Here is a 12,111-nt window from a genome sequence, read left to right as displayed (position 1 = left end):
ATAACAAACCACCCCGTCAGTTGATTTTACGCTATTTTTAGGTTATAATGGCGATTGACTAAGATTAGGAGGATAAGCTTTGACCGAATTTAACGACGATAAGCCAAAAACTCAAAAAGAAAAAAGTTTCAAGGAGCAAATTTTAGCTGAGCTAGAAGAAGCCAACCGTTTGCGTAAGCAACACGATTTAGAACTTCAGCAGAAAGAAAAAGAAGCAGAAGAATTTGCGCGTAAGACAGCAGAATTGATGGCAGAATACGAAGCCGAGGAGCGAAAAGAGCGCCAAGAGGCGGAAATTCGTGAAGAAAAGCGTCGCCTTGAAGAAAAAGCTCAAACAGCTCTTGCTGAAAACCAAATTGAAACGACGGTAGATGACAAAGAGATTAATGATGTTTTGAGAAATATTAATCAAACTTTCAATCCCAACGGTTCAGATTCAGAGGATAATGCTGAAAACGAACAAGAAAGTTATCTTGTCCGAGCAACAGATGGTGTCGGCTTTGCTGGTATTCCAGATATTCCTGACGACATTACAAGCGATGATTCTCAAATTGCTGATTCTGATATGCAAGCTGAAGAAAATGTTCAGGCTGAAGAAAGCGCTGCGAATAGCTCAGCAGAGACTAATACAGACTTGGAGAAAAACGTGGGAACAAAACGCAAAAGAAAACGCCAAAAAACAGATAGTTTGGCACGACGCATTGCCTTGTTCTTGATAACAGCTATTATTATTGCTTTGTTAGCAACTGGATTTTTTGTTTATCGCTATGTTGATAGCGCTGTCGGAGCACTTGATAGCACATCAACAGAGTACGTTACCGTTGAAATTCCAGAAGGTTCGGGGAACAAATATATCGGACAAATTCTAGAAAAAGCTGGCGTTATCAAGAGCGCAACGGTCTTTAATTACTATACAAAGTTCAAAAATTATAGTAATTTCCAAAGTGGCTACTATAATCTACAAGCTAGTATGGATTTAGAGGAAATCTGTAAGCTCCTTAAACAAGGTGGAACAGCAGAGCCAGAAGAACCTTCTCTAGGAAAAATTCTGGTGACAGAAGGTTATACCATTAAACAAATTTCAGAAGCTGTTACGAAAAATACAGCGGATGATGATTCATCAACACCTTTCACAGCAGATGACTTTTTGTCAGTTGTTCAAGATGAATCATTCATTTCAAAAATGGTTGAAAAATATCCGAAATTATTAGCGAATTTACCAAGTGCAGATGAAGCGACGTATCAATTAGAAGGTTACCTTTTCCCAGCTACTTATAGCTACTATGAAGATACAACCATGGAAGACTTGGTTGAGCAAATGATTTCAACAATGGATTCGTACATGTCCAGTTACTATGATACGATTTCTGAAAAAGGCATGACTGTCAATGAAGTGCTTACGCTAGCCTCATTGGTTGAAAAAGAAGGTTCAACAGATGATGACCGTCGCAATATTGCAAGTGTCTTTTACAACCGTTTAAATGCTAACATGGCTCTTCAAAGTAATATTGCTATTTTGTACGCTATGGGCAAACTTGGTGAAGAAACGACATTATCAGCGGATGCAAGTATTGACACATCCATTGATTCACCGTATAATGTTTATACCAATACTGGTTTGATGCCTGGTCCAGTTGATAGTCCAAGCTTATCAGCTATTGAGGCGACTGTTAATCCAGCTTCAACAGATTACTACTATTTTGTAGCTGATGTGAACACAGGAACTGTTTATTACGCAGAAACCTACGAAGATCACGAAGCAAATGTTGAAAAATACGTTAATAGTCAATTAGATGAATAATAAATACTGACAAACATGGTGTGGTTCACATCATGTTTGTATTTGTAGATTATCCAAATAAATTTTTAGAAAAGAGATAGAAAATGGCAGAAAAAACTTATCCAATGACCCTTGCTGAAAAAGAACAACTCGAACAAGAATTAGAAGAATTAAAATTAGTTCGTCGTCCAGAAGTTGTTGAACGTATTAAAATCGCACGTTCATATGGTGACCTTTCTGAAAACTCAGAATACGATGCTGCTAAAGACGAACAAGCTTTCGTTGAAGGACAAATCCAAATCTTAGAAACTAAAATTCGCTATGCTGAAATCATTGACAGCGATGCTGTTGCCAAAGATGAAGTAGCGATTGGTAAAACTGTTACTGTTGAAGAGGTTGGTACAACTGATAAAGACGTTTACCATATCGTTGGTGCAGCTGGTGCTGATATTTTCTCAGGACGTATTTCTAATGAAAGCCCAATTGCGCAGGCTTTAATCGGTAAAAAAACAGGCGACATCGTTACTATCGAATCACCTGCAGGAAGCTACGACGTTAAAATCGTTAGTGTTGAAAAAACAGCTTAATAAACCAAAAGCCCTCTGTGGGGCTTTTTCTTAATGTTAAAAATTAAAAAGGAACAGGAAGTAATAAACTTCCTGTTCCTTTTGGTTTAATTATTTACGTTTACGTTGTTTACCGGCGTTGCGGTTGCTTTTCTTAGGTTTGTTGCTAAGTTGTGCGTTGTTAGCAGCTGGCGTTACGTCTTTACGAGCTTTTGACTTGTAAGTTTTTGGTGGATTTTTTTCAAATTCAACAGCAATTTTCTTACGAAGTCTTGGTTTAATGATGAACATAGTAATCAATTGTTGGATAATTGAGAAGAAACCACCGACTAACCAATAAAGGAGAACACTTGCTGGCATGCTCATACCGAAGAATACCATCATAAGTGGCATAACGTACATCGTACCTTTCATAGCAGCACGTTGTTCTTCAGCAACACCTTGCATAGACAACCATGATTGGAAGAAGTACAAGACGGCGATAACAGCTGTCAGAGGGATACTACGTGTACCAAGGTCGATTCCTAAGAAAGTACTTTCAGAGACACCTTGTGTGTATTGCGCAGCGAAATACATTGCTGAGAAGAATGGCATTTGGACGAGAAGTGGGAGACATCCCATACCACCAAGCATATTGATGCCATTTTCTTTTTGGGCAGCCATCAATTCTGTTTGCGCAGCTAATTTTTCTTCTTGTGTTGTTGCATTACGCATACGCTCATTGATTGGTTCAAAGATTGGTTTAAGGTAAGCCATCTTTTCAGATTGATAGCTTGCTTTCCAAGATTGGTAAAGTCCGAGCGGTAGAATAATACAACGAACAATAATAGTTACTAAGATAATGGCTAAACCAAAGCCAAGTCCAACATTATTAGCAAAATATTGGATAAGTTTTGCCATTGGTTCACCAAGAATGTGCCAGATAGTACCAGTAGGATTACCACTTGAATCACGACTGACACAACCAGTTAGTAAGAACAATAATGATAAGCTGAGTCCTGAAAAGAGGACACGATTTAGTTTCTTTTTCAATAGATTATTTCCTTTTATTATAATACCCTACTATTTTACTGTTTTTTGGTTAATTTCTCAATACATCTGTGGTCTTATTTTTTTGTGTATTAGTTGGCAATGCGAAAATCAGTGAAATCTTCGAAATTAGCAATTTTAACATCAACATAGGTAACCTTTGACCATTGTGAAGGACCTTTGCGAATTTCTTGGATGAATTTAGCTATTTTAGCTGAGTCCTCGGATTGAGCGAGAATTTCTACGGTGCCATCGTCATTATTCCAAACGCGACCATAAATATCCCCGAGTTCAAGGGCTAGGGCATAAGTTGAGTAACGGAATCCGACACCTTGAACACGCCCTGAGACAATTAAGCGTACTTTTTTCATCTCACTTTCCTCCTTTTATATGCTATAATCTTCTTATGACTATTATAACCTCAAAATCGAATAATCTCATTAAAAAGACTAAAAAATTATTGAAAAAAAAGTATCGTGACCATTCTTATCTAATTGAAGGTTGGCATCTTTTTGAAGAAGCGGAAAAAGCAGGGGCAGAATTTTTAAATATTTTTGTTCTTGAGGACTATGCTGACCGCGTCAGCCATTTTTCAATGGTAACGTATGTAACGCCTGAGGTTTTAAAAGAATTAACGGATTCTAAGACACCGCAGGGGATCATTGCTGAACTTGCTATGCCGAGTTTGCCTTTAGCGGATTTAAAAGCAGGGCGATATTTGGTACTGGAAGATGTTCAAGACCCAGGGAATGTGGGAACAATGATTCGTACGGCAGATGCTGCTGGTTTGGACGGTGTTTTGATTTCGGAAAAATCAGCTGATATTTACAATCAAAAAACGCTACGTTCCATGCAGGGAAGCCATTTCCATTTACCGATTTGGCGTACTGATGTGTATGAGGCTTGTCAGAAGCTACAAAATCTTGATGTATCGCTGATTGCCACAACGCTTTCTAAAGAGTCTGTGGACTACAAGACCGTTGAGCACAATGGAAATTTTGCGCTTGTCATGGGAAATGAAGGAAATGGTATTTCAGAGTTAATGACAAAGCAAGCTGATATTTTGGCACATATTATCATGCCTGGGCAAGCAGAAAGTTTAAATGTTGCTGTGGCGACAGGAATTGTCCTTTTTCAGTTGATTTAATTTGAAAAATGTGGTGCAAGAAAAGTAATTTTTGAGAACTTGTTTTCAGTCTAATTTAAGGTCATATGCTATAATTAGGTTGAAAGAAGGTGGTTCTGTATGGAAGCATATAAAAAAGATAAAGAATTTATGGAGCTTGTTGGTCATCTTATCCAACACCCTCGTTTTCAAAAATTAAATAATATTCCACAGCATCACTATTCGACGCGTATGGAACATTCTATTAATGTGGCTTATACGAGCTACAAGATTGCCAAAAAATTTGGTTGGGATGAAAAATCCACGGCGCGTGGAGGACTTTTACACGATTTCTTTTATTACGATTGGCGAGAAACGAAATTTAATAAAGGTCATGCTTGGGTACATCCGAGAATTGCTGTGCGCAATGCCAGAAAATTGACTACACTAAATAAACGTGAGGAAGATATTATCTTGAAACATATGTGGGGAGCAACGATTGCTCCGCCGCGTTATAAAGAAGGTTATATCGTGACAATGGTGGATAAATATTGGGCTGTCAAAGAAGCCATTACCCCATTTCGTAATCGTTTTAATAAGAGAAGACGTTACAGTCGTAAAATTTTACCTAGTAATCATCGCTAGAATAGATTGAGTTTAGAAGGATTTTCTGATAGTAAGAGAGGAGATTTCATGAATCATAACGATGTTATTTACACACAGACAGATAGTGCACTGAATCGTTTCTTTGCTAAGATTTACGGTTTGGTCGGCGTTGGAATCGGGTTATCAGCTTTGGTATCATTTTTGATGCTATATGTGTTTACTGATAATATGGTTAATATTATTGTTTACCATCCATTTGTTTATTACGGTGCTATCTTTTTAGAGCTTGCTTTGGTTTTCTTAGCTAGTAATGCTGCTCGTAAAAATACGCCTGCTGCGTTGCCGTTATTTCTATTTTATTCGGCATTAAATGGCTTTACGCTTAGTTTTGTTATTGTGGCATACACGCAAACAACGGTTGTTCAAGCCTTTGTTTCATCAGCTTTAGTCTTTGGTGTTATGGCTATTATCGGAACTTTTGTTAAAAGAGATTTGTCTGGAATGGCTAAGGCACTTATGGCAGCATTGATTGGTATCATTATTGCTAGCTTGGTCAATATGTTTATTGGTTCAGGCACAATGAGTTATATCATTAGTATCATTTCAGTTTTGATTTTCTCTGGTTTGATTGCTTATGATAATCAAATGATTAAACGTGTTTATGAGAGCACTGGTGGTAATGTTGGTGACGGCTGGGCAATTTCAATGGCATTAAGTCTTTACCTTGATTTTATTAACTTGTTCTTGAGTTTGCTTCGTATTTTTGGAAGTGACGATTAAGATGAAAAAGAGCTGGTACAGTTAAATCTGTATCGGCTTCTTTTATTTTTAGGGGATTTCCATTGGTGATTTTGGCGCTTTGTGTTATAATAGTCCTAATATTTTGAAAATTCGAGGGATAAATATGAAAACACCTTTTATTTCAGCTGAAGAGCTCCAAAAAATTACTGATGAATTTCCAACGCCATTTCACCTTTATGATGAAAAGGGTATTCGTGAAAAAGCTCGCGCCTTAAACAAAGCTTTTGCTTGGAATAAGGGGTTCAAGGAGTATTTTGCGGTTAAGGCAACACCGACACCTGCGATTTTGAAGATTCTTCAAGAGGAAAATTGTGGTGTGGATTGTGCGACAGAAGTGGAATTATTGATGAGTCACAAGCTTGGTTTTACCGATATTATGTTTTCATCGAACGATACTCCTGCGCGTGAATTTAGATATGCTAAAGAAATCGGAGCAACGATTAATCTTGATGCTTATGAGCATATTGCTTTCTTGAAAGAAGTGGCTGGACTTCCTGAAACCGTTTCGCTTCGTTACAATCCAGGAGGTGTTTTTGCTCTTGGAACAGATATTATGGATAACCCCGAAGAATCTAAATTTGGGATGACTAAAGCCCAATTGATTCAAGGGTTCAAAGATTTGAAGGCAGAAGGCGTCAAAAACTTTGGTATTCATTCATTTCTTGCTTCAAATACAGTCACAAATGATTACTATCCTGAATTGGCGCGTCAATTATTTGAATTGGCAGTTGAGGTTAAAGAAAAAACAGGTGTGGCTGTCAGCTTTATCAATTTGTCTGGTGGTGTTGGGGTCAACTATCGTCCCGAACAAGAACCAAATGACATTGCTGTGATTGGTAAAGGCGTTCACCGTGTCTTTGATGAGGTATTGATTCCAGCTGGACTTGGTGATGTCAAAATCTTCACCGAACTTGGTCGCTTTATGTTGGCACCGCATGGTTTACTTGTAACCAAAGTTCGTCATCGTAAACAAACTTATCGAACTTATATTGGGGTTGATGCGTCAGCGGTTAACCTGATGCGCCCTGCCATGTATGATGCTTATCATCATATCACTAACGTGTCTAATCCTAATGGCAAACTTGAAGTGGTTGACGTTGTCGGCTCACTTTGTGAAAACAATGATAAATTTGCGAAACAGCGTGAACTGCCAGAAGCGCGTGTTGGTGATACGCTTGTGATTCATGATACTGGTGCGCATGGTTTTTCAATGGGGTATCAGTACAATGGTCGCCTACGCTCGGCTGAAATCCTTTATCAAGAAGACGGTAGTGCTCGCTTAATCCGCCGTGCAGAAACACCAGAAGATTACTTCGCAACTATCAAAGGATTTGATTTTGATAACTAAATAACACCATAAAGCACTCGCTTGTGCAATCAAAGTATCGATTGACATAAAGCGGGTGTTTTTTAGTTAAAAAGAGTTACAATTCATTTGATAAAAACCATCCAAGAATTTGTAAACTCTTTCTATTTCTGCTATAATGGGTGTTGTAGAAAAACTTAGGAGAAAAATATTCATGACAACATTTCTTTGGATTTTGTTAGTTTTGGTTGCCCTTCTTGGTGGCCTTGTTGGCGGCGTTTTTATTGCTCGTAAACAGTTTGAAAAGGAAATTGGTGAACACCCACGTTTGACGCCTGATGCGATCCGTGAAATGATGAGCCAAATGGGTCAAAAACCTAGCGAAGCTAAGATTCAACAAACTTATCGTAACATTATCAAACAATCAAAAGCAGCTGCAGCAAAAGCTAAAAAATAATCTTTAAGCTTTGGTTTGAAAAAATAATTGTCAATTGCTGTGATTGGTGTCGTTGATATTCCAAAAAGTCAGTCTTTTGGCTAAGATTTTCGAGCACAGAGCTCAGAAATGAATGACTCAGTTGGCTCACCAACTGAGTTTTTTCTAAGTCCATGATTAGAAAGAAGATTCTATGGATAATAGACCAATTGGTTTTTTAGATTCTGGAGTTGGTGGATTAACAGTTGTACGTGAGTTAATGCGTCAGCTGCCACATGAAGAAATTGTATATATTGGAGATTCGGCTAGAGCGCCGTACGGTCCTAGACCTGCTGAACAGATTCGCGAATACACTTGGGAATTGGTTAATTTTCTCTTGACACAAAATGTTAAGATGATTGTATTTGCTTGCAATACCGCAACAGCAGTCGCTTGGGAAGAAGTTAAGGAAAAACTGGATATTCCTGTTTTGGGAGTTATTTTGCCAGGTTCTAGCGCAGCCATTAAATCAACTCGTAATGGAAAAATCGGTGTGATTGGAACGCCGATGACAATCAAGTCGGGTATTTATCATCAAAAAATAAAATCATTGGCACCGCAAATGAACGTTACAAGCCTCTCTTGTCCTAAATTTGCTCCTCTTGTAGAATCTAACGAAATGACATCAAGTGTTGCTAAAAAAGTTGTTTATGAAACGTTAGCACCGCTTGTTGGTAAAGTCGATACATTAGTGCTCGGATGTACACACTATCCTTTGCTTCGTCCGATTATTCAAAACGTAATGGGACCGAATGTCAAACTTATTGATAGTGGGGCTGAATGTATTCGTGATGTATCGGTTTTGTTAAATTACTTTGAAATTAATCGCAGTCGTACACAAGATGACGTGACTCATGCGTTTTACACAACAGCAAGTAGCCAGAGTTTCAAAGAAATTGCTGTGAATTGGCTCGCTAAAGATATTGATGTGCAACACGTTGATTTGAAAAAGCTGAACAAATAGAAATAGGATTGTAATAAATGACTGATAAAATTTATGAGTATAAAGATGCAGAAAATTGGTTTCTTGGTGAATGGGGCGGATTTAATGCCATTTCAGGTTTAGGAAATGTTTGCAATGATGCCGTGTATGAATTAAGTCAACAACTGGCTAAATTGAACACAAGCAAGTGTTGTGGCAATTGCCACGGAGATTGTCATTCCGATGATAGAAATGGTTATAATGTGACTGTTGTGAAAAAATCATCAGATTTTCAATTGATTCGTTTTGTCGCTGATATGATTAATCAAGAAACAAATCGCAAGCTTGAAGTGACACAACGTGCGGGAGCAGTGATTGTTACGGAAGCTGAACAATTGCTCTTGGTTCATTTGCCAGAAAACGGTGTTGAAGCAGCGGCTTTCTTTGGACAAACTTCTGAAACTGCCTTTGGTGATACGATTTTGATTGCAACACGTAATGAAGGCAAGACCAAAGAATTCCGTAAGATGTTTGAAAAAATCGGTATCAAGGTTGAAAATCTTAATGATTATCCTGATTTACCAGAAGTTGAAGAAACTGGCATGACTTTTGAGGAAAATGCACGTTTGAAAGCTGAAACCATTTCAAAATTGACAGGAAAAATGGTCTTGGCAGATGATTCAGGATTGAAAGTTGATGCTCTTGGTGGACTTCCTGGGGTTTGGTCAGCTCGTTTTTCTGGACCAGATGCGACAGATGAATCAAATAATGCCAAATTACTTCATGAGTTGGCTATGGTATTTGACCATAAAGACCGTTCTGCACAATTCCATACTACTTTGGTGGTTGCAGCACCAGACAAAGACAGTTTAGTTGTTGAAGCTGACTGGCCAGGATACATTGCAATGGAAGCAAAAGGCGATAACGGCTTTGGCTATGACCCATTGTTTATGGTCGGTGAAACTGGACGTCACGCAGCTGAATTGACTGCTGAAGAAAAAAATGATATTTCGCACAGAGGATTGGCTGTTAAGAAATTAATGGAGGCATTCCCAGTATGGCAAACAAAACAATAATTGTAATGAGTGACTCTCATGGCGACCGTGAGATTATCAATGATATTAAGACAAAATACCAAGGGGAAGTAGATGCTATTTTCCACAATGGTGATTCTGAATTGCCAAGTTCGGACACGATTTGGGAAGGTATCAAGGTGGTTCGTGGCAACTGCGATTATGACAATGGTTATCCTGAAAGATTAATCACTTATCTCGGTGATGTTGTTGTGGCACAAACACACGGTCATCTTTATAATATTAATTTTACGTGGGATAGATTGGATTTATTTGCCCAAGAAGCGGATGCTGATATTTGCCTTTATGGTCATCTACATCGTCCAGCAGCTTGGCGCAATGGTAAAACAATCTTTATCAACCCAGGTAGTGTTTTACAACCACGTGGTGATGTGAAAGAAAAACTCTATGCCAAAGTTGACATTACTGATGATAAGATTAAGGTAAATTATTACACACGTAATCACGACCTTTTCCCTGCACTTTCTAAGGAATTTGACAGATGATAGCAAAAGAATTTGAAGAGTTTCTTCTCAGTCATTTGGAACATTATTTGATTCCAGCAGAGGATTTAGCTATTTTTATTGATACTCATAATTCTGACCATGCCATGCTTTTATTAGCTAACAATGGTTATTCGCGTGTTCCAGTTATTACCAAAGATAAAAAATATGTTGGAACCATTAGTATTGCGGATATTATGTCTTATCAAGCTAAAAATCAGCTGACAGACTGGGAACTAGCTCAAACAGATATTGGTAAAATGGTAAATACTAAAATGGAAACGATTAGTGAAACGTCGAATTTGACGGATATCATGCACCTTTTGGTAGATTATCCATTTTTACCTGTTTTAGATAAAAATGACCAGTTTTTGGGCATTATCACTCGTAAATCGATTCTAAAGGCGGTGAATAGCCTTTTACACGATTTCACTGATTATTACACGATTACTCCGAAAGATGATTGATTTTATCCAAGATTTTATTGATAGCAAGCCCTTATCTGAAAATACAAAGAATGCCTATTTTTACGATTTGCAACAATTCGTTGAAGCTATTGATGGCAAAGTTAGCAAAGAAAAGCTGGCATTGTATGAACACTCTTTGTCACCTTTAAAAGCTTCGGCTAAAAAACGAAAAATTTCAGCGGTCAATCAGTTTCTGTATTTCTTATACGAAACAGACCGACTGGACCATTTTTACAAGTTGAGTAATAAAGAGAAAATAACAACAAAATCAGTTGAACTGGCGCTTTTGGATTATCGTTCTTTTTATCAGGAAACGAATTGTCAAATAGGGCAGCTAATTGCGCTTTTGATGATTGAGCTTGGTTTATCACCAAGTGACATTCAACAGTTAAAAGTTGCTGATTTTGATTTGACTTTTGCTGTTTTGCGCGTGCAAAGAGCTGGTTTAGTGAGGGTTTTAGAGCTTCCTGAAAAATTATTGCCTTATGTGGCAGCAGGTTCTTCAGAGAATCAGCTTTATCTTTTTGACAATCAAGGGAAAACTTATTCACGTCAATGGTTTTTCAATCAACTAAAATCATTTTTAGCAACCTTGGATTTAGATTACTTATCTGCGCAGGCAATTCGCCAGCAATACATTTTGCATCAAAAAGCAGCAGGTAAATCAATATTGGAGGTTAGTCGTAATCTGGGCCTTAAAAGTCCAGTGACTTTAGAGAAATTTTATAAATAATGGATATTAAGTTAAAAGATTTTGAAGGGCCTCTGGATTTGCTTTTGCACTTGGTTTCAAAATACCAAATGGATATTTATGATGTGCCAATTGTAGAAGTTATTGAGCAATATTTGGCTTATATTTCAACCTTGCAAGCCATGAAATTGGAAGTGGCTGGTGAATATATGGTTATGGCAAGTCAGCTGATGTTGATTAAAAGCCGTAAGCTTTTGCCAAAAGTTGTCGAGGCAGAGCCAGAAGAAAATGACCCTGAACAAGAATTGCTGACCCAAATTGAGGAATACCGCCGTTTTAAAGCGATTAGTGAGGAGCTGTCAGCGCAGCACGACGAACGTGCTAAATTCTATTCAAAACCAAAGCAAGAATTAATTTTTGAAGATGCTGTGTTAACACACGATAAGACGGTCATGGATTTGTTCTTATCGTTTTCGCATGTCATGGCTGAAAAACAAAAAGAATTAAAAAATAGCAATACAGTTATCGAACGTGATGATTATCGCATTGAGGACATGATGACAATCATTGTGGAGCGTCTTAATGCGACAAAAAAACTAGTGTTGACAACCGTTTTTCGTGAATGCCAGACACTTCCTGAAATGATTACCATTTTTTTGGCAACTTTGGAATTAATCAAAGTTCACGAAGTTGAGGTTGAACAAGAAGAAAATTTTGGTGACATTGTTTTACGAAGTGTTAGCTAAGTTGTCAAATCTTGTAGAAGGTATTTAGCAAAAGAGGATTA

General features: G+C 37.8%; 15 protein-coding genes. 13 read left to right on the top strand and 2 right to left on the bottom strand.

Annotated elements, in window-relative coordinates:
- Positions 1-79 precede the first annotated feature (79 nt).
- Entirely contained in the window at positions 80-1,801 is a 1,722-nt protein-coding gene (mltG, locus tag BTR42_RS10020) for an endolytic transglycosylase MltG (RefSeq protein WP_039694029.1), read from the top strand.
- 83 nt (positions 1,802-1,884) lie between these two features.
- Positions 1,885-2,367 carry a transcription elongation factor GreA gene (gene greA / locus BTR42_RS10015; RefSeq protein WP_003066170.1) on the top strand — a complete coding sequence of 161 codons (483 nt, stop codon included), beginning with the start codon at positions 1,885-1,887 and terminating at the stop codon, positions 2,365-2,367.
- A gap of 90 nt (positions 2,368-2,457) precedes the next feature.
- On the opposite strand, the gene yidC is transcribed toward greA, so the two are convergent.
- Positions 2,458-3,378: a membrane protein insertase YidC gene (gene yidC / locus BTR42_RS10010; protein ID WP_009854809.1), complete on the bottom strand. Its 921-nt coding sequence runs from the start codon at positions 3,376-3,378 to the stop codon at positions 2,458-2,460.
- A gap of 89 nt (positions 3,379-3,467) precedes the next feature.
- Positions 3,468-3,746 (bottom strand): acylphosphatase, encoded by a 279-nt coding sequence (locus tag BTR42_RS10005; RefSeq protein ID WP_009854808.1) that lies wholly within the window; start codon positions 3,744-3,746, stop codon positions 3,468-3,470.
- A 35-nt stretch (positions 3,747-3,781) separates the two neighbouring features.
- Between BTR42_RS10005 and BTR42_RS10000 the strand changes: the two genes are divergently transcribed.
- From BTR42_RS10000 to BTR42_RS09950, 11 genes are all read left to right on the top strand, one after another.
- On the top strand, positions 3,782-4,522 hold the full coding sequence (locus BTR42_RS10000; RefSeq protein WP_077497549.1) for a TrmH family RNA methyltransferase: 741 nt from the start codon (positions 3,782-3,784) through the stop codon (positions 4,520-4,522).
- A 99-nt stretch (positions 4,523-4,621) separates the two neighbouring features.
- The gene (locus BTR42_RS09995) at positions 4,622-5,125 is read left to right on the top strand and encodes an HD domain-containing protein (RefSeq protein ID WP_012962407.1); all 504 of its coding nucleotides are present in this window, start codon (positions 4,622-4,624) and stop codon (positions 5,123-5,125) included.
- A 48-nt stretch (positions 5,126-5,173) separates the two neighbouring features.
- Positions 5,174-5,866 (top strand): Bax inhibitor-1/YccA family protein, encoded by a 693-nt coding sequence (locus BTR42_RS09990; RefSeq protein ID WP_009854805.1) that lies wholly within the window; start codon positions 5,174-5,176, stop codon positions 5,864-5,866.
- 124 nt (positions 5,867-5,990) lie between these two features.
- Complete coding sequence (locus tag BTR42_RS09985) at positions 5,991-7,235, top strand: diaminopimelate decarboxylase (RefSeq protein WP_061458364.1); 1,245 nt, start codon at positions 5,991-5,993, stop codon at positions 7,233-7,235.
- A gap of 172 nt (positions 7,236-7,407) precedes the next feature.
- A complete protein-coding gene (locus BTR42_RS09980; protein ID WP_012962405.1) occupies positions 7,408-7,650 on the top strand; it encodes a YneF family protein in 243 nt (80 codons plus the stop codon).
- A gap of 172 nt (positions 7,651-7,822) precedes the next feature.
- Positions 7,823-8,632, top strand: a complete 810-nt coding sequence (racE, locus tag BTR42_RS09975; protein ID WP_013643356.1) for a glutamate racemase — start codon at positions 7,823-7,825, stop codon at positions 8,630-8,632.
- Between the two features lie 17 nt (positions 8,633-8,649).
- Positions 8,650-9,666 carry a nucleoside-triphosphate diphosphatase gene (locus BTR42_RS09970; RefSeq protein ID WP_077497547.1) on the top strand — a complete coding sequence of 339 codons (1,017 nt, stop codon included), beginning with the start codon at positions 8,650-8,652 and terminating at the stop codon, positions 9,664-9,666.
- The gene (locus BTR42_RS09965) at positions 9,648-10,169 is read left to right on the top strand and encodes a metallophosphoesterase (protein ID WP_061458362.1); all 522 of its coding nucleotides are present in this window, start codon (positions 9,648-9,650) and stop codon (positions 10,167-10,169) included. The genes BTR42_RS09970 and BTR42_RS09965 overlap by 19 nt, the downstream gene beginning before the upstream one ends.
- A complete protein-coding gene (gene cbpB, locus BTR42_RS09960; RefSeq protein ID WP_009854799.1) occupies positions 10,166-10,633 on the top strand; it encodes a cyclic-di-AMP-binding protein CbpB in 468 nt (155 codons plus the stop codon). The genes BTR42_RS09965 and cbpB overlap by 4 nt, the downstream gene beginning before the upstream one ends.
- Positions 10,626-11,366 carry a site-specific tyrosine recombinase XerD gene (xerD, locus tag BTR42_RS09955; RefSeq protein ID WP_077497545.1) on the top strand — a complete coding sequence of 247 codons (741 nt, stop codon included), beginning with the start codon at positions 10,626-10,628 and terminating at the stop codon, positions 11,364-11,366. The genes cbpB and xerD overlap by 8 nt, the downstream gene beginning before the upstream one ends.
- Positions 11,366-12,070: a segregation/condensation protein A gene (locus tag BTR42_RS09950; protein ID WP_009854797.1), complete on the top strand. Its 705-nt coding sequence runs from the start codon at positions 11,366-11,368 to the stop codon at positions 12,068-12,070. Before xerD ends, BTR42_RS09950 begins: the two co-directional genes overlap by 1 nt.
- Positions 12,071-12,111 lie beyond the last annotated feature (41 nt).

The organism is Streptococcus gallolyticus subsp. gallolyticus DSM 16831, assembly GCF_002000985.1.
GTDB lineage: Bacteria > Bacillota > Bacilli > Lactobacillales > Streptococcaceae > Streptococcus > Streptococcus gallolyticus.
This window is presented reverse-complemented; position numbering and strand designations above follow the sequence as displayed.